The 18667-nt window shown below is 42.4% G+C and carries 13 protein-coding genes and 4 pseudogenes; 9 read left to right on the top strand and 8 right to left on the bottom strand.

What is annotated here, in order from left to right; translation table 11 throughout:
* Positions 1-118: 118 nt before the first annotated feature.
* A complete protein-coding gene (locus tag ACU6U9_RS17750; RefSeq protein ID WP_446736332.1) occupies positions 119-652 on the top strand; it encodes a GNAT family N-acetyltransferase in 534 nt (177 codons plus the stop codon).
* Between the two features lie 65 nt (positions 653-717).
* Here ACU6U9_RS17750 and ACU6U9_RS17745 read toward each other — a convergent pair whose 3' ends face one another.
* The 5 genes from ACU6U9_RS17745 to ACU6U9_RS17725 all read right to left on the bottom strand — a co-directional run bounded on the left by ACU6U9_RS17745 (position 718) and on the right by ACU6U9_RS17725 (position 3958).
* Positions 718-1164 (bottom strand): acyl-CoA thioesterase, encoded by a 447-nt coding sequence (locus ACU6U9_RS17745; RefSeq protein ID WP_446736331.1) that lies wholly within the window; start codon positions 1162-1164, stop codon positions 718-720.
* A 9-nt stretch (positions 1165-1173) separates the two neighbouring features.
* A complete protein-coding gene (locus ACU6U9_RS17740) occupies positions 1174-2127 on the bottom strand; it encodes an NAD(P)H-dependent flavin oxidoreductase (protein ID WP_446736330.1) in 954 nt (317 codons plus the stop codon).
* 105 nt (positions 2128-2232) lie between these two features.
* Positions 2233-2514 (bottom strand): hypothetical protein, encoded by a 282-nt coding sequence (locus tag ACU6U9_RS17735; RefSeq protein ID WP_446736329.1) that lies wholly within the window; start codon positions 2512-2514, stop codon positions 2233-2235.
* Entirely contained in the window at positions 2498-3025 is a 528-nt protein-coding gene (locus ACU6U9_RS17730; protein ID WP_446736328.1) for a hypothetical protein, read from the bottom strand. The genes ACU6U9_RS17735 and ACU6U9_RS17730 overlap by 17 nt, the downstream gene beginning before the upstream one ends.
* A gap of 75 nt (positions 3026-3100) precedes the next feature.
* Positions 3101-3958 carry a DMT family transporter gene (locus ACU6U9_RS17725; protein ID WP_446736327.1) on the bottom strand — a complete coding sequence of 286 codons (858 nt, stop codon included), beginning with the start codon at positions 3956-3958 and terminating at the stop codon, positions 3101-3103.
* A gap of 146 nt (positions 3959-4104) precedes the next feature.
* On the opposite strand from ACU6U9_RS17725, the gene clpB reads away from it, so the two are divergent.
* The 8 genes and pseudogenes from clpB (at position 4105) to ACU6U9_RS17685 (ending at position 14940) form a co-directional block, all read left to right on the top strand.
* Positions 4105-6723 carry an ATP-dependent chaperone ClpB gene (gene clpB, locus ACU6U9_RS17720; protein WP_446736326.1) on the top strand — a complete coding sequence of 873 codons (2619 nt, stop codon included), beginning with the start codon at positions 4105-4107 and terminating at the stop codon, positions 6721-6723.
* Positions 6724-6881: 158 nt separating this feature from the next.
* A pseudogene (locus ACU6U9_RS17715) lies at positions 6882-7958 on the top strand (cache domain-containing protein); the annotation flags it as partial.
* Positions 7959-8309: 351 nt separating this feature from the next.
* Positions 8310-8828 (top strand): annotated as a pseudogene (locus ACU6U9_RS17710) (methyl-accepting chemotaxis protein); the annotation flags it as partial.
* A gap of 117 nt (positions 8829-8945) precedes the next feature.
* A complete protein-coding gene (locus ACU6U9_RS17705) occupies positions 8946-9968 on the top strand; it encodes an AraC family transcriptional regulator ligand-binding domain-containing protein (protein ID WP_446736325.1) in 1023 nt (340 codons plus the stop codon).
* Between the two features lie 110 nt (positions 9969-10078).
* Positions 10079-10984, top strand: coding sequence for a bile acid:sodium symporter family protein (locus tag ACU6U9_RS17700; protein ID WP_446736324.1), 906 nt, complete (start codon positions 10079-10081; stop codon positions 10982-10984).
* Positions 10981-11931 carry an NAD-dependent epimerase/dehydratase family protein gene (locus tag ACU6U9_RS17695; RefSeq protein WP_446736323.1) on the top strand — a complete coding sequence of 317 codons (951 nt, stop codon included), beginning with the start codon at positions 10981-10983 and terminating at the stop codon, positions 11929-11931. The genes ACU6U9_RS17700 and ACU6U9_RS17695 overlap by 4 nt, the downstream gene beginning before the upstream one ends.
* The gene (locus ACU6U9_RS17690; RefSeq protein WP_446736322.1) at positions 11928-13709 is read left to right on the top strand and encodes a Vgb family protein; all 1782 of its coding nucleotides are present in this window, start codon (positions 11928-11930) and stop codon (positions 13707-13709) included. The genes ACU6U9_RS17695 and ACU6U9_RS17690 overlap by 4 nt, the downstream gene beginning before the upstream one ends.
* A 46-nt stretch (positions 13710-13755) precedes the next feature.
* Positions 13756-14940: an MFS transporter gene (locus ACU6U9_RS17685; protein ID WP_446736321.1), complete on the top strand. Its 1185-nt coding sequence runs from the start codon at positions 13756-13758 to the stop codon at positions 14938-14940.
* A 45-nt stretch (positions 14941-14985) separates the two neighbouring features.
* Here ACU6U9_RS17685 and ACU6U9_RS17680 read toward each other — a convergent pair.
* From ACU6U9_RS17680 to leuA, 3 genes and pseudogenes are all read right to left on the bottom strand, one after another.
* A pseudogene (locus ACU6U9_RS17680) lies at positions 14986-15585 on the bottom strand (methyl-accepting chemotaxis protein); the annotation flags it as partial.
* Positions 15586-15846: 261 nt separating this feature from the next.
* Positions 15847-16365 (bottom strand): annotated as a pseudogene (locus ACU6U9_RS17675) (HAMP domain-containing protein); the annotation flags it as partial.
* Between the two features lie 628 nt (positions 16366-16993).
* Complete coding sequence (gene leuA, locus ACU6U9_RS17670) at positions 16994-18661, bottom strand: 2-isopropylmalate synthase (RefSeq protein ID WP_446736320.1); 1668 nt, start codon at positions 18659-18661, stop codon at positions 16994-16996.
* Between the last annotated feature and the right edge of the window lie 6 nt (positions 18662-18667).

Raw genomic sequence — 18667 nt, 5'->3', positions numbered from 1 at the left:
TGTCTATTCTTAATGTATACCGATGATGTAAGTTGTTTATGATTTGCTTATTGTCTAGTCCATTGCTTAGAATTTCTTTTTAGATTTCCGTTTAGAAAATCACATAATAAGGTTTTATATGAGTGATAGCTTAACATTTAACCACTTAATGTTTGTAACCGAACGTTTGAATGTCGAACCCATTGATCATTATTTGCGTGGGAGTAAGGTGTCCAGTGAATTTCTATTTGAGATAATATCCATCTTATCTTCCGTTGTGGTTAAGTCTTTGCCGCCTTATTTTCATGGTGTTAATGGTATTGAGCAAGCTGAGGCTTGGCTGAATAAAATGCGCAGTGAAAGTCATTTTTATATAATATCGAATTCAGGTGCGAATAGAACAATGGGCTTTTTGTTTTTGTATGAAGCGGATGGCGGTGCTGTGCATATCGGGTATTTATTGGGTGAGCAATACTGGGGGCAGGGCTATGCCACTGAATTGTTGGTTGGCTTAGTTGATGAAGTTAAGGTCAATAACTTAGTGAAGACATTTGTTGCTGGGGTTGAAGAGGAGAATGTTGCTTCTATAAAGACGTTACGTAAAGCAAGTTTTGTTGAGTGCTCTAAAGATAAAAGCGACGGACTGTTTTATCAATATACGTTTTTAATGTGAGGCTCTAAATAAAAAAACCGGTGTTTAAATCCGGTTTTTTTATGTTTGTTTGTTAGTTATTCGACCTAATGATGTTTAGCGGCTTGTAGTTGATTGAATTTCTCTCGAATTTCATCGGGTATTTCACAGCTTTTACTTTGTTGATAATCGTAGTACACCACCATGCCTTCACCTTTGGCGGCGAGTGTATCTTGTTGTTCACTGTAAACGCCATATTCCATGGTAAAGCGCTTTTCAGATATTTCTTTAATGCGTGCCCCTATTAATATGCGATCTGGATAGTTGATGGGTGCACGGAATTGGCATTGTGTGCTGGCGAGTATAGGGCCAATGTTAGTGGTTTCCATGTGCCCCATGACGCCGGTTTTTTCGAAAAAAGCCATGCGCGCGTCTTCAAAGTACCGAAAATAAACGGTGTTGTTTACATGGTTGAATGCATCCATGTCCCCCCAAATGACGTCTTGCTTAACAGTGACGGCGTATTCTTCTAAAAAGCGTTGCTTGGGTGTCATGCTGCTTCCTTATTGAGCGAAAGGCTTTCGATCACAGGCCTGTTTATATTCGGTTGTTAGGTTATCAACTAATTGTTTCACACTTACGACGTCGTGTATGCCGCCTACGCCATGGCCTGCGCTCCAAATCTCTTTCCAGCTATTGCCCGATCCTAAGTCTAAGTCGACTTTATCTTTTGCGGTTAGGGCGCTGACGTCAATGCCAGCATTTTCAACGGATGCTTTTAAATAGTTGGCGTGCACTCCGGTAAAATGGTCACTGTAAATGATGTCGTCTATTTCACTGTTGATGAGCATCTCTTTGTAGTCTTGAGGGACTTGTGCCTCTTGTGTGGCGATAAAGCGCGTACCCATATAAACCATGTCTGCGCCCAGTACTTCGGCAGCGCGTATGCTGTGACCGTCGTTAATGGCTCCCGCTAATATGAGTGGGCCTTGCCAGAACTCACGTATCTCTCGGATAAGTGCAAAAGGGTTTAATGTACCCCCATGGCCACCTGCACCTGCGGCCACCACAATGATGCCATCAACACCCGCAGCGACTGCTTTTTTAGCGTGCTGGGTTTTGATTATATCGTGAAATACCATACCGCCCCAGCTGTGTACGTCTTTTACAATGGCGGTTGGGTCCCCTTGGCTTGTAATCACAAGGGGGACTTTGTGTTTTTTAATAAGCGCATGGTCGGCCATCAAACGTGAGTTTGATGGGTGAACTACTTGGTTAACCGCAAAAGGTGCAACGTTTGCCATTGGGTTTTCGGCTGCGTAGTCGCTAAGCGTGCTTGATATCTGCGTGAGCCATTCATCAAGTTTCTCTTGTGGTCGAATATTCAATGCTGGAAAACTCCCAATAACCCCATTTTTGCAACATTCGATAACAAGTTTAGGCGTGCTGACCAAAAACATGGGGGCGCAAATGACGGGTAAGTTTAGGTGGGATGTAAGTTCAGTAAATGCCGACATATTGAGGTGACTTCTTATTTTAGTAGATGACTCACTTTACCTTGTTCGGTTTGCTTTGATAATTGGCTATATCTGACAATTCGCTTTGTATTTTGTTATGGGCCGTTAATTGTCTTTAGGCGATATAGCTTTTAACACTGAGAGGCCATACTTTTCAAGTAATAGGGCAAGAGAGCTATTGTTTCTTATTTTACTTAATAGCGTGTTAATCGTTTTCACATTTAGAGGGTGGCTTCTTCTAATTAAAATGGTGTGCTCGTAAATTTGATCAAACTCATCGCTAATGAGGAGGCTATCGATTAATGTTGGATCTAACTTAATTTGTTGCTGTAAATATGAGTGTGCAGCGATACCAATATCCGCTTTATCATTAGTAATTTGATTCATGACGGTCTTGGGGGAGTTTGACCAGAGTAATGTCGAAATGCTTTTTTAGGGTTTTAACATCGGTGATGTTGTTTAAAAAATGGTAATGGTAACCCAGTATCGCGACAATATTTTTGCCTTTAAGGTCTCTTAAGTAGCTTTTATTTCGGTTTTCGGTTTTTTGTGTAAAAAAAGCTTCACCGCCGGATAAAAATACGTTGCTAGCGTTGATGTCATATTGCTGCCAGCTCCAATTAATGTTTTCAAAAAATAACGCATCAAAGACATTATTCTTGAAATCTATATAGCGGCGCTTGGGGCTGGTTGGTATGAATTTAAAATGATATTCAGATTGCTGCTGGTTCAGTAGTTCAATGAGGTCAATGGTGAGGCCATATGTGTTTTTACCGTCCATATCAATAAACGGCGGAAACAAATAGCCACCTACTTTTACCTCAATTTGGTTCGCAAAGGTCAGTTGGCTGTTCAGTATGCAAATGATAACAGCAAGTTTGATTAGGTATTTAATCATTAATCATTTTCTTAAGCACAATCATTAAGTTTAGCAGCTGCGCTATAAAGTATGGAAGCGAACTGACTTTGGTGGCTAAACGGATTCAGTCTTTTTGCCACTGACATTCCATAGGCCTGCCACAATAATAAGCGCACTGCCGATAACAGTGGTGAGCAATAATGCTTCACCCCAAAAAATCCAGCCTAAGGTAGCACCATACACTACTGAGCTATACACGTAAGGGCCAATTTGGCCGGGGTTTGCTATGCGATAGGCCCGTGTGAGGGCAAGTTGACCGCAAGTGGCGACTAAGCCCATTAGAGCAATCCAAGGCCAATGATCGGCTGTTGGCCAAAACGGAGTCCAAAAAAGTGGAATCATAGACAGTATCGTACCAATTGCCCCGAAGTAGAACACAATGCGCACGCTGGACTCAGTCATGCTCATCCGACGAATACAGACCTTAGCTATGCTGGCCAGCGCTGCGGCACCAATACCGATCAAGGCCACTGGCGTAAATTGGTCTGTGCCTGGGCGTAAAATAAACATCACGCCAATAAAGCCAATTGCAATTGCCCAGCCTGTTTTTGCTTTAATCGATTCACCTAGCCAAATAGCGGCGACGATTGGCATGAAAAAAGGACTGGTAAGTTTTACCAAAAACGCTTCTGCCAATGGCATGTTGCCAATGACATAGAAAAAGCCATACATGGCACTAAGCCCGACAGCTGCGCGTAAAAGATGCAGGTGCCAAACAGAGGTTTTAAGTTGTGAGATACCGTTATGCATAATAATAGGCACCAGCATGATTAGGCCAAATAGGTTGCGATAAAACACAATGTGCTCGGTTGGCATGTCATGGCTTAGGTGTTTGATGATGGCGCCCATGATAGACAATAGAGCTTCACCTAGCAGAATAAGTAAGGCACCTTGGATCACATTGTTTGGCATAGACAGCAGCACATTCGATAGATGGTAGAAGGGCGACTATTATACAGAAATCCCTATTATTTGATGCAGGTCAATGGCTGTTCCTTGAAAAAGATCGTCAGTGCCACCATTACTAAGCTAACGAGAAATGCATGAGGAATATTTAGATGCGAATGGATAAATTTACAAGCTCTTTACAGCAAGCACTTTCTGACGCGCAGTCTTTGGCTTTGGGTCAAGACCATAACCAAATTGATACATTACACTTATTATTGGCACTACTGGATCAAACCCCAGGCGGTATTCGTCCCTTATTACAAGGCTTAAGCGTTCAGGTAACGCAGTTAAAGACAAAGCTAAATGAAAAGCTTGATCAGCTCGCAAAGGTGTCATCACCTGATGGTAATTTAAGTTTGGCACCCGAGCTTGGCCGCGTTTTAAACTTAACCGATCGTTTGGCACAAAAACGAGGTGACCAATATATTTCCAGTGATCTTGTTCTGTTGGCCGCATTAGAAGACAAAGGTGAAGCAGGCAAAGTATTAGCCGAATTTAATTTAAATAAAGAAAATATAGAGCGTGCTATTGATGCTGTACGCCAAGGTGAATCAGTGAATGATCCAAATGCGGAAGATAACCGTGAAGCGTTAAATAAGTTTACAGTGGATTTAACCGCACGAGCGGCTGAAGGCAAACTGGATCCTGTTATTGGTCGTGATGACGAAATTCGTCGTACCATTCAGGTATTGCAACGTCGCACGAAAAATAATCCCATTTTAATTGGTTCACCAGGTGTAGGTAAAACCGCAATCATCGAAGGACTTGCACAGCGCATTGTGAATGGCGAAGTGCCTGAAGGCCTAAAAAACAAACAAATATTATCGCTTGATATGGGCACTTTACTCGCCGGTGCAAAGTTTCGGGGTGACTTTGAAGAGCGCTTGAAAAATGTATTAAAAGAAGTAAGTAAGCAAGAAGGCAATATCATTTTATTCATTGATGAAATTCATACTATGGTTGGTGCAGGCAAAACAGATGGTGCACTGGATGCTGGTAACATGTTGAAGCCAGCATTGAGCCGTGGTGAATTGCATTGTGTGGGCGCGACCACGTTAGATGAATACCGTGAATACCTTGAAAAAGATGCGGCGTTAGAGCGCCGTTTTCAAAAAGTCATGGTCGATGAGCCTAACGAAGAAGACACCATTGCTATTTTACGTGGCCTAAAAGAGCGCTACGAAGTTCACCATGGTGTACAAATTACCGATACTGCCATTATTGCTGCGGCAAAGTTATCGACTCGCTATATTACTGACCGCCAATTACCTGATAAGGCCATTGATCTGATTGACGAAGCCGCATCTATTATTCGAATGGAAATAGACAGCAAGCCAGAAGAAATGGATCGGTTAGAGCGCCGCTTAATTCAATTAAAAATTGAACGTGAAGCGCTTAATAAAGAAAACGATGCCAGTTCAATAAAGCGGTTAAGTGAAATAAACCAAGAAATCAATCGTCTTGGCCATGAATACATTGAGCTTGAAGAAGTCTGGAAAAAAGAAAAGCTTATTTTAGAGGGCTCTAAGCAAGCCAAAGAAAAACTTGAAGAAGCCAAAGTAGAAATGGAGCAATCCCGTCGCGCAGGTGATTTACAGCGTATGTCGGAATTGCAATACGGCACCATTCCTGAACTTGAAAAACAAATTGATTCAGCCGAAGAAGCGGCAAAAGGCAATAACGATTTCACCTTGCTGCGTAACCGCGTCACCGAAGAAGAAATAGCAGAAGTGGTTTCAAAATGGACAGGTGTGCCCGTTACCAAAATGCTAGAAGGGGAGCGTGATAAATTACTGCGTATGGAAGAAGAGCTGCATAAGCATGTTGTGGGTCAACATGATGCCATTGTTGCGGTATCCAACGCGGTACGCAGAAGCCGCGCCGGTTTAAGTGATCCTCGTCGTCCTAATGGTAGCTTCTTGTTTTTAGGCCCAACGGGCGTGGGTAAAACAGAATTATGTAAAGCGTTGGCGAATTTCATGTTTGATTCACAAGACGCCATGGTTCGTGTTGATATGTCGGAGTTTATGGAAAAACACAGCGTGGCGCGTTTAATTGGAGCGCCCCCTGGTTATGTGGGTTACGAAGAAGGCGGTTACTTAACCGAGCACGTACGTCGCAAGCCTTATAGCGTAATTCTGCTAGATGAAGTGGAAAAAGCGCACCCAGATGTGTTTAATATTTTGTTACAGGTTCTGGATGATGGTCAGCTAACCGATGGGCAAGGTCGCACGGTGGATTTTAAAAATACCGTGCTGGTGATGACATCAAACCTTGGCAGTGATGTGATTCAAACATTGAGTCAAGCAAATGAGAGCAAAGAGCAATCAGAGAGCGAATACGAAGATATGAAGATGGCGGTGATGGATATTGTTGGCGGCCATTTTCGACCTGAGTTTATTAACCGTATTGACGAAGTGGTGGTGTTCCATCCATTACAGCGCTCGCAAATTAGAGGTATAGCCGATATCCAGTTGGATCAACTGCGTAAGCGATTAAAAGAGCGTGAGTTAACCATGGAGCTAAGCAATGAAGCTATCGAGCGTTTAGTCGAGCAAGGTTATGACCCTGTGTATGGCGCACGACCTCTACGACGCAGTATTCAGCGTTGGATTGAAAATCCGCTGGCTCAAGACATATTGTCGGGCAAGTTTGTCAGCGGTGATCATATCGTGGCGGATGTTGAAGGCGATGCATTAACCTTTGTGGTTAAGCAAACCGTTCATTAAAAGTACGTACGTCTCTTTTAGTAACCCGTAAAGCTCAAACTTTGCGGGTTTTTTTATGTTTAATAAGGGTAAAACAGCTAAAAGTCATCTAAAACCTGCCTATAACGAATAAGTGGTCTATACCTAAAGGTAGTCTTTTTTTGTTTTAGAGATTCGCTATGACCATACGATTCCGCTTTCTCATCTTATTAGTTTCAGCTGTGGTGCTACCTGTGGCCATTGTGGCGTTCATGGCTGCCCACGAATTTAGAGCCAATGCCGTTGACGGCTTTAAAGAAAGCAGTATTGCTGAAATTCAAAAAATTGATCAGACCTTTAGTTTGTATTTAGGCGGCCTGGCTGAAGATGTAAAATTTTTGGCGAATTCTGTGCCTATTAAGGCGCTAGATAATACGATTACCAACTATAAGGGGGCGAACATGCCACCTATGAATGCGCTTGGTAACTCAGAAATTGAAGCCAGTGCGTATCGTTTGCTTGCCACATTTGGTGAAACACACAAAGATCTTACCTATGTATACCTAGGGCTAGATGACGGTGGCTATATTCAATGGCCACAAGAAGACATGTCCACTTATGATCCGACTGTACGCCCTTGGTATTCATCGGCTAAATCAAAAATGAATAGCCCTGTGCGTACGCCTGCATATCGAGACTTTACCAGTGGCGCGCCCATTTTAGGCTATACACATACGTTTACAGCGGTCGATGGTTTGATTGGTGCCGTGGGTATTGATGTCACCTTAAGCAAGTTAACCAATATGGTTAATGAAATCAAATTTGGGGATGAAGGCTACGTGATTTTGGTTGAAGAAACCGGTCGAGTGCTTGCAGACTCGGCGGTGCCGGATAACAACTTTAAAATACTGTCGGAGATCAATGACGATTACAAAAGACTTGCAACAACGTCTGACTTCACTGAAGTAGAATTAGCCGGCAGGTCTTGGTTTGCATCTGTCCATACTTCACCTGTTATTGGTTGGAAATTTATCGGGTTAAAACCGACCAGTGAAGTGTTCGCTGCTACTAATGTTTTAGAGTTATCCATGTTGATCATTAGTATTGTGTTGGTAGTGGTATTTACCTGCTTAGGTTATTGGATGACAGGCATCATAACTAAACCAATGCAACGTGTCACCGAAGGTATGGATGAAGTCGCGCAAGGTGAGGGGGATTTAACAAAGCGCATGATGATTAAATCTAATGATGAAACGGGCTTAATGGCAAAAGCTTTTAATCAATTTATTAGTATTGTGCATACCTTGGTAACTGAAATAAGGGACAGTGCCAGCGGTGTTAAAGAACAAGCGGATCAAGCAAATGAATTATCGAATCGTTTAGACACCATTGCGAATCAGCAAGTAAAAGCCATTGAGCAGGTTTCGACAGCCTTTGATGAAATGGTCGCGACGTCAAATGAAGTCGCAAAAAATTGCGGCGAGACGGCTACTGCTGCCGACGAGAGCCAGAAATATGTACAGGAAGGTCAAGGTTTTATTGAAGGCACGGCTCGTTCGGTAGATAGTTTAGTGGCTGTGATTAATGATTCAAATCAAGCCATGAGTGCGCTGGTGGATCAAAGCGCAAACATCACCAGTATCTTAGATACCATTCGTGGTATTGCAGAACAGACGAACTTATTGGCGCTGAACGCGGCTATTGAGGCCGCTCGCGCAGGTGAGCAAGGTCGAGGTTTTGCTGTGGTGGCAGATGAAGTAAGAACACTGGCAGGTAAAACGGCTGAATCCACAGAAGAGATTGATAATTTATTGTCTAACCTTACGAGCCAAACACAAAATGTATCCGGCAAATTAGCCAGCAGTATTGAGCATTCGCGTGAAACAGTTGAAGCCACTGAAAATACGCGCAAAGTGTTTGAATCAATTCAATCGTCGGTTTCGACAATTCGTGATATGACCACTCAAATCGCTGCAGCAGCGGAAGAACAATATCAAGTAGGTGAAGAAATTCAGCGTAATATTGTAAGCATTAATGAAGGCGCAGTGAATGCGAATGAAAGCTCAGATCAACTTAAGCAAAACTCGGCGGCCTTAGGGAATTTGTCGTTTGAATTATCCGGGTTGGTTTCAAGGTTTAAGTTATAACAATTGAGCCATAAGGTTTTACTAGGGTCATATTTGTTCTTGATGGTGAATCAATCATGTATAGGCATGATGACTTGAATAAATTGACTCTTAGTGCCATTTTGCTTTAATACGGTCATGAAACATGACCAGTCGCAGTTCTCCCCCAAAACCGCTATCCAGCTTGTACGCTCTGTGATTAATTTTGGTGAGCGCCATGGGTTAGCGCGTCATAATATGCGTAAAGTATGCAGTTTATCAGAAGACCAATTGAACGATAGCCGCTTGCTAATTGACGTGCAGCGCTATGAAGCGTTGCTGGCTTATCTGAGTAAACACTTGGATAACCCTATGTTAGGCTTTGACCATGGGCAACAAGTTGAGGCAGGGCGCTGGGGGGTTTTAGGATTTATTGCTTCAACTGCCCAAAACTTTCAGGCGGCCATTGAGGCACAATATCGCTTTCAGTCACTTTCTGGAAATATGGGCGCGCCGTTACAATTTTGTCAGGGTGGGGTGACTACGCTACAGTGGGTACCAGCCTATAACTGTAGTTATCATTTTGCTGAGCAAATTGTCACTGGTTTGGTAAGTCTTGCAAGGGACGTGACCAATAATCTTAATTATGCCCCCAACGCCGTTTATTTTACTCATAAAGCTCACGCGAATGTATCCAACTATGAACGCTATTTTCAATGCTCAGTTTTGTTTGATGCTGAATTTAATGGTCTTGAAGTTCATAATGAATTACTCGAAGTTCCGCTTCGAAAAAGTGATACCGAAACTCACAATGTTTTAGTCAAACACGCCCAATCTCTGCTTGAAGAGCAAACCTTTACCTCACCTCTTGAGGTCATTAAAGACTATGTTGTGAAGACACTGCCAAGCCATGTACCAGATATTGAAGAGGTTTCAAGCTACTTAAACTTAAGTGTGCGCAGTTCCCAAAGAAAATTACAAGAATACGGCACCAGTTATAGCCAAGTATTAGATGCCATTCGCAAAGAGCTGGCTTTAACGTATTTAAGGCAAACTCAAAATAGTGTTTTGTATATCAGTGAGCGTTTGGGGTTTTCTGAGCAAAGCGCATTTCAACGTGCATTTAAGCGCTGGACGGGTACAACGCCTAAGCGTTATCGCAATACTATACTGATCAAATAGAGTGATTTTCACTAAAAATTGACTCCCCATGCCAATTATTGACCTCTTTAGTCAGTATTTAATAAAGCTATTTGCTTTACAGTGGCTTAATCAGATATTGGGAAGTGGCAATGACCGAAATTCATTACGATGCAGCGCAGCAATGGATGCTTAGCCTTACCTTGGCAATGATGGTACTTGGGTTGGCACTGGATATTCGGCCTAAAGATTTTTTGCGTGTCGTGCAAACCCCCAAAGCGCCCTTAATTGGTTTGTTTGCTCAGTTTTTATTATTACCGGCTTTTACTTGTTTACTGACATTGCTGCTCGATTTACCTGCGGGTGTTGAGCTTGGGATGATACTCGTTGCAGCTTGTCCGGGCGGTGCTTTATCAAATTTCATTACGCACCTTTCGGGTGGTAATACTGCCTTGTCTATTTCGATCACTGCGGTATCGAGCATGGTCGCTGTTGTAATGTTACCGATTAATTTTGTCTTTTGGGCGGGCTTAAATCCGGTCGCCAATCAATTGTTACTTGACGTGAATGTGAATGGTTTTGATATTTTAAAATCGTTGTTCATAGTGTTGGCCATACCATTATTACTGGGTTTTGTTATTCAGCAATATTTACCTGTACTGGCTAAATGGCTACATAGCATTTTGAAGTATTTAAGCTTACTGGCATTGGTTGTGTTTATTTTTGTTGCAGTGTGGCGTAATCAAGAACACTTTTTGAATCATTTTTTCATGTTATTTAGCGTCGTTTTAGCGCACAACGCATTGGCATTAGCCATAGGGTATTTTTCTTCAAATGCAGCAAAACTTAATCTAGAGGATAAAAAAGCGGTGACGCTAGAAGTTGGTATGCAAAACTCGTCACTTGCTATTACCATTGTTTTTACGCAGTTTAATGCCGAATATGGCATGGCATTAATTAGTGCATTTTGGGGGACGTGGCATATTGTTTCTGGGCTTACATTTGCTGCTTTTTGTCGAATTAAAATGAATAAAAATAATAAAAAGGTTGCCTTATGAGGATTTTAATTACGGGGGCCGCAGGGGATATTGGCTCGCGTTTGGTTGATTTTTTTCAGCACGATAAACAGGTTGAATTGTATACCACTGCATTGGAAGATTTAAAGCCAGATACCGTTAGTACTCATAAAGTTTTTGATGTACGCGATGCGCAGTTTATAAGCTGGGTTAAAGATATTTGCCCTGATGTCATTATTCATTTGGCGTCCATTATTCAATTACCAGAATCCATGTCCCGTGAAGACGCATTTGATATTGATGTCGTGGCGACACAGGCGCTATTAGATGCATCAATTGAGTCGGGCGTAAAAAAAATAGTGGTTACATCAAGTGGTGCCGCTTATGGCTATTGGCAAGATAACCCTGAGTGGTTGACAGAAGATATGCCAGTAAGAGGCAATGAAGATTATTTTTATTCTTCTCATAAGCGTCAAGTAGAGGAAATGTTGGCACGTTATCGCATGCGCAATCCAGAGTTGAAACAGGTGGTACTAAGACCTGGCACGGTGCTTGGCCCGAATTTTAATAATCCAATTACTAATATGTTTAGTAAGAATAAGATTATGGGAATAACCGGTTCAGATTCTCCTTTTGTTATTATTTGGGTGGACGATCTTGTTGCGTATTTAATAGAGGCCGCTAAAACAAAAGTAGAAGGTGTGTTTAACGTAGCAGGCGATGGTGCGTTAACGCTTAAGCAAATAGCGCATTATTTGAATAAACCTTATTTTGCGATACCTTCTTGGTTTTTACGAGCAGCGCTGGCACTTTTAAAGCCGTTGGGCTTATCTCAGTATGGCCCTGAGCAAGTTAAATTCATTGAGTATCGCCCAGTTTTAAGTAATAAAAAAATAAAACAAATATTTTTGCATCAGCCCGAAAAAAATACTGAACAAGCATTCTTTGCGTTTCTTGAAGAAAGTGAAAAGGAGTACACAAGGTCATGAATATACATCCAATAATTGTAATCACGTTGTGTGGGCTGTTGAGCCAAATCAGTATTGCCGCTGATGTGGTTGTAAAGGATAAAAGCGGGAACCCGTTATCCGTTGTTATGGTAAGCCAAACACCAGTTTCTGGGTTTATCCTTGATCGCAGTGACAGTGGCTATCCACCAGTTGGGGTGATGAGCCGTTCAACGTTGACGCAATCACAATTTACCAATAAAAACGGACGCACAGCCTTTACTGGCTTAGGCAATGATATGGTTCGCTATCGTATTAGAAAACCCGATTACAAAGACGTCACTATTGAAATGCCAGCTGATGAGGATTGGGTGGTGACGATGGAAAAACAGCTAGACCCTATTTTATTAGCGGCATCGCGTCCTGCAAACACATGGTTGGCTGCATTGGATTTAGAAGAAGGTTTAAAAAAGCATTACATCATGCAATGCGGTTTTTGCCATCAGCAGGGTTCTATGTATCTAAGGCGTGATCGTAGCATTCAAGAATGGGATGAAACCATTTATCGGATGGTTAATTATGGTGCTCGCTTAGCCGACGATGCACAAGATTCACTACCAAAATTGCTACACGAAAAATATGGAAACTTAAATGCTGACCCAACTAAAGTCAAATCAGGTACTCATTGGGATGGCTACTTAAGTCAAGTACAAATAAAAGAATGGCCGATCGGTGATAGTTTTTCTCAAATGCATGACTTGCTATACCATTCAAATGGCCTAGTTTATATCGGTGATAATTTACAAGATCGCATATATGAAGTTAACCCTGATACGGGTGAGTATCGTGTGTATAAGTTGCCCAGAGAAAAAGGGGATCAGCTAGGTGGTTTACTTGGTGCACGATTAAAAGAATTCCCTAAACATGAAACATTTGCAGGCATACATTCATTCGCACAAAGTCCTGTTGATGGTCGTATCTTTATTACGGCATCGTATCAGCAAAGAATTATTGAGTTTAATCCTGAAACAAAAGAATTGAAAAACCATTTAATGGATGACGGTTATTACCCTCATACCTTACGAATCGACGCGAATGATAATGTGTGGTTTACCTTGGCTCTATCTAATCAAGTGGGCATGTTTGATCGTAGTCGTCAGCAGTTTGAGTTATTTGATTTACCAAACCGTTCATTTAAGGAAACCATCACTGTTAACTTAATGGGTGTATTGCTAAAACTGATGAGTTGGGGGCTACCCGTTGCAAATTGGGCGGCAGTTGATCGTGATTCTACTGGTGTGCCGTTACCCTACGGGTTGGATATTGCGCCTGATGGTGGTGTTTGGTTTGCACGTCTACATGCCGATAGTATTGGTCGTATTGATCCGCAGAGCCATGAAATTAAAATGTACGACACACCCTTTCATGGCCCTCGTCGTTTGCGGATTGATGATCAGGGCGGTATTTGGATTGCGGCTTTTCCTGAATCAAAAATTGTACGCTTCGATCAAGATAAAGAAACGTTTGAATACTTTGACATCCCCGTCAAACCCATAGGTAGTGAGACGCCATACTCACTCAATATTGATAAGCAACGACAAATTGTTTGGGTCAACGGTAATACGAGTGATGCGCTATATGCATATTATTATCGCGAAAAACGTTGGCAGCATTACCCTATGCCAAAGCGTGTCACATTTACGCGTGATGTTGAAATTGCCCCTAATGGCCAAGTATTTACCACTAACTCAAGCTTTCCTAGTTGGCATATTGAAGATGCGCAACCCACTTTAATTGTGCTTGACCCTGTTTTGAATTAAATCATTTTATAAGTGGGCAGCATCATGCTCCCACTTAAGGTGTTCGATGAAATTAATTATTTTTTATATGTCCTGTTTTTTAGCATTTGTAGCAGGGCACATGGTTAATTATACGGCCATTTTGTATAGTTTAGCTGAGTTTGAGTCGTCATCATTAGCGGGTTTAGCCTATGGTTTTTGTTTTGGCCCCCCAGTGTTTTTTGGTTGGATTGCTGGCGCGTATATAGATCGATACAGCCCTAAACGTGTATTGCTAATAGCGCAGAATTTTTTCATCGTTGGCGCACTCGGTATGTTGTGCGTGATGGTATTTAAACCTAACTATGCAATCGCATTTTTTTTATTATCAAGTTTTTCTATTGGTATAGGTTGGGCATTTGTAGCACCCGCACGGCTATCGTCAATGGGTAACTATGTTAAAGGCGATCAGTTAGCGCAAGCAACGATTACCTTTAATTTGTTGGTGATGTTGGGATTTGGTTTGGCGCCTATTATTATTACACAGGTGCAAGCTTGGCTTGATTGGCAAGGCGTTGCGGGTTTAAGTATTGGTATGTTTATCTTATCAAGCTTACTGTTGGTTAATGCCCCTAATGTTCATAAACGATTATCCCATGAAAAATTAAAACAAGAATGGGCAGAATGTTTTGAACAAATGAAGCGAACACCTGTAATCGCCCAGTTATTGTTTGCAGCCATTATTGGTTATCTCATGATGGGGCCAATGCAAGTTGTATTGCCACAAATAGCTGAAACACAATTAGGCTTAGATGATCAGCAAAAAGGACAATATTTAGGTTTGATTGCATTGTCGTTAATTATTGGCGGCGTTGCGGCCATGAAGCTTAAATCGTATGTGCCAATTGGGCGCTCAATTATTATGTTGCTTTTTGTGTGTGGTTCATCGCTTGTATTAATAGGTGGTATTACGAATGTTTGGCTTAGTTGCGCGGTCTTAATAATTGGCACATCGCTAGCGGGTATGATTGTGAGCTTTATTGTAGGTGGGCTGCAACATGTTACGCCTGTGGCGATTCGCGGGCGAGTGATGAGTATTTATACGATTATTTCGCAAGTAGTGTCTGCAATGGCGGGTGTGCTGGCGGGCGCGATAGCACAGGGCTTAAATGTGCCAAGCAGTTTATTTTTTATCGGTGGTTTTTTTATATGTTTAACCTTTATTTTGATGATAAAGGGCAAGCATTTACTGGGCTTTAAAGCGTTTACTTAAATAAAACCCAATTAACTGGGTTTTATTTGCGAACAAAAGTCAGTCCTACTTTAGTTTGAATTGAGAGACCATGTTTGTCAGGCGCCCAGAAGAACCAGTTAAGTTTCGGCATTGATCATTGATCGTTTTTGTTTCTTGGGCGGTATCGTCTGACATGGTTTTGATATTTAAAATATGATTATTAAGCTCGTTAACCACTGAGCTTTGCTCTTCCGTTGCGGTTGCCACTTGTATACTTAAGTCCATGATGGCGCCAATGGAGTCTGTTATCTTTAATAGGAACCCTCCTGCGGTATCTGCGCTTTCAACCGAGTCTTTAGCGGTTTCGATACCACTGTTCATGGCGCTAACCGCATCTTGTGCACCGGTTTGAAGTTTTAAGACCATCGAATTAATTTCTTCTGTCGATTCATGTGTACGTTGTGAGAGTGTGCGTACTTCATCGGCGACGACGGCAAAGCCTCGGCCATGCTCACCCGCGCGGGCGGCTTCAATGGCAGCGTTAAGAGCGAGTAAATTAGTCTGCTCCGAAATGCCCTTGATGACAGCAAGTACGTTGGTGATTTCGCCCACATCGTTGGCGAGAGTGGCGATGACTTTTGATGCCGTTTGCATTTTTTCAAATAAACTATTTATACCGGTGACGGTATGGTTAACGACGGTTTGGCCTTCTTGGCTTTGTTTACTAGCTTGTTTAGCCGCATTTGCGGTTTCGTTAGCATTTTGTGCAATCTCTTGTACGGTTGCGCCCATTTCATTGATTGCAGCGGCCACCATATCGACACTTTGTTGTTGGTTTTCTGTATTTTTTTCGGTTTTAGATGCAGATTGGTTTAGTTCAGATGCGGTGCCGTTTACTTCAAGAGCGGTGTCGCCAACCGATTGAATCAGGACTCTTAATTGACTTACAAAGTGATTAAATGATTTGGCGAGCTGACCGACTTCATCTTGTGTATCAACTGGCATTTGTCGAGTCAAATCCGCATCCCCTGATGCTATCTGGTTGAGCATCTCCGATGCTCGGTGTACTGGTTTCGCCACGCCCATGGCCACCCATAAACCAATGACAATTAAAACGGCAGCTACTAATAAATTTAATAGAATTAGGCTTAATGATGACGCGTTAATAGGGCCTTGTATCTCTTCGGTTGGAATATCGACAACCACATACCAATCTAATGCAGGTAAATATTTGGCCGCTAAGATGCTGTCTTTTGCTGAATGTGTTTCAAAAATTGTTATTTGTTCTTTGTTTAAAAGCTTTGCGCTGACACTGTCTTTCATTAGTGTGTCAATGGCGGTCCCTGCGGTTACTTTTTCGTTAGGGTGAATTTGAATTTCACCTTTTGTATTGGTGATAAAAACCAAACCGTCTTCACCAATTTTATAGGATTTAATTAAGTCAGTAACTTGGTTGATGCCCATACCGATACCCGTAATGGATTTGCCATCTTGGGTGCGATAATTGATAAACAGCGCCAGCTTGTCTAGCTTGGCGTCGAGATCAATATCAAGCGAATATTCTTTTTTACTGCTTAAGAAATTGAAAAACCAACCATCATTAGGCTGGCTGACCTGGCGTGATAAACCTTGTGCGGTGTAATAATTTTTGGTGTTACCCGAAACAATAAATGATGTGATGGCGTTGTTCTGGCTTTGCATGTTTTTTAGGTAAGCAATGACACTGCTGAGGCTTTCTTCTGATTCACCTTGGGCTAACCATTCATTAGTGAAATGATTTTGTGCCATCGCTTTTGAAATCGAAATAGGAATATTGATTTCCTTTTCAATGGCGTTAGCGACCGCGTTAAGGGATGCTGGAATTTCTTGCTCTTGAATTCGACTCATTACCATGTCACGCATGGCGCTGTTGCTGATGAGTGTTGAGGCGATTAGGCTAACAAGTAAGGCACCTCCGATGACGATGGAAAGCTTTATTCGTATGGGGAGCGCATTCCACATGATTCGATCCTGAAAGTATGGCTTATATACTTAGAATAGAATGAAAATGTAGAAATGCATGTTCCCCCGCGTAATACTTGAAACTAGGGCGTTAGGCGACTAATGCCTGAGTTGCTAAGCATTTATTACATGCAGTCACTATGGCTATAAAGCTCGCTTTAAGGCTGTCTTGTTCGATGGCGCATGCTTTGTACAGTTGGCCGTCAATATTCATTTCGAGGCTAGCCAGTGCTTGGGCTTGTGTATGGGTTCCAAGGGCGCTTTGGCTGTACTGCATCACATCAATATTGATATTTAAGTGTTGAGCCAGGGCTTGGCAGAATGCCTCAAGTGCACCATCGCTGTGGCTTTCGATCATCAAATTTTCTTGATGGCTTTGCAATTGAACATGCATACGTTTGTTGCCGTCTTTGCCCTTTGCTTGAATGTCATAATCTATCAATGACAGCGGGCCACTTGTGGCTAAATATTCCTGTTGGAAGATTTCATGAATGCGTTGTGATGATATTTCACCATTGCCTTCACTTGCCGCTTGCACTTTTTGGCTTAGGTCAATTTGCATCCAGCGGGGAAGTTGAATGCCAAATTCATGCTCTAAGATGTAAGCAACCCCACCTTTACCGCTTTGACTGTTCACACGAATAACAGATTGGTAATCGCGCCCAATGTCGCGAGGGTCAATTGGCAAATACGCCACGTCCCACGGTTCGCTTTCGGTTTGAACGGCTAAGCATTTTTTAATGGCATCTTGATGTGAACCACTGAAGGCGGTGTAAACCAAATCCCCCATCCAAGGATGGCGCGCATGGGTTGGAATGTTAGTGCATTCTTCAACGGTGCGGGTAATGCGCTTGGCATCGGATAAATCCACTTCAGGGTCAATGCCTTGGCTATACAAGTTCATGGCCATGGTGATTAAATCCATGTTGCCAGTGCGCTCACCATTACCCATTAAAGTGCCTTCTATTCGGTCTGCGCCAGCTAAAATAGCCATCTCTGCCGCGGCTACTGCGCAGCCACGATCATTGTGGGTATGAATACTGATTACGACGTTCTCACGTTGATGAACGCCTTCGCAGAATGTTTCAACTTGGTCGGCAAATACATTGGGGCCTGCGCATTCGACAGTTGCTGGTAAGTTGATAATGGTTTTGTTGTCAGGCGTTGGCTGCCATACATCAATGACAGCGTTGCATACCTCGATCGCAAAATCGGTTTCTGTGCTCGAAAAGCTTTCAGGGCTGTATTGGAATGTCCATTTTGTTTGTGGAAATTTTACCGCTTCACTGGCTACTTTTTTGGCACCATTAATCGCGATGTCTTTGATGCCTTGTTTGTCCAAGTTAAAGACTTTTTTACGCTGCACGGGTGATGTTGAATTATAAACATGAACAATTGCTTGCTTCGCGCCGATCAAAGACTCATATGTGCGCTCGATCAACTCATCCCGTGCTTGTACTAATACTTGAATGGTTACGTCATCAGGGATCTGATTTTCTTCGATCAGCCAGCGGACAAAGTCAAAATCTGTTTGTGAGGCGCTCGGAAAACCGACTTCAATATCCTTAAAGCCGATGTCGACTAATAGCTGCCACATTTGTTGTTTCTGCGACACATTCATAGGTTCAATCAGAGCTTGATTACCGTCACGCAGATCCACGGCACACCACTTAGGTGCACATTGAATACTGTTTGCAGGCCATTTGCGATTTGCTTTTTGAATGGCGGCAAAAGGGCGGTACTTGCTGTGATCAAACATGGTGAC

The organism is Pseudomonas sp. HK3 (assembly GCF_052920985.1).
The sequence above is the reverse complement of the archived record's forward strand: the minus strand, read 5'-3'. Positions and strand labels throughout refer to the sequence as shown.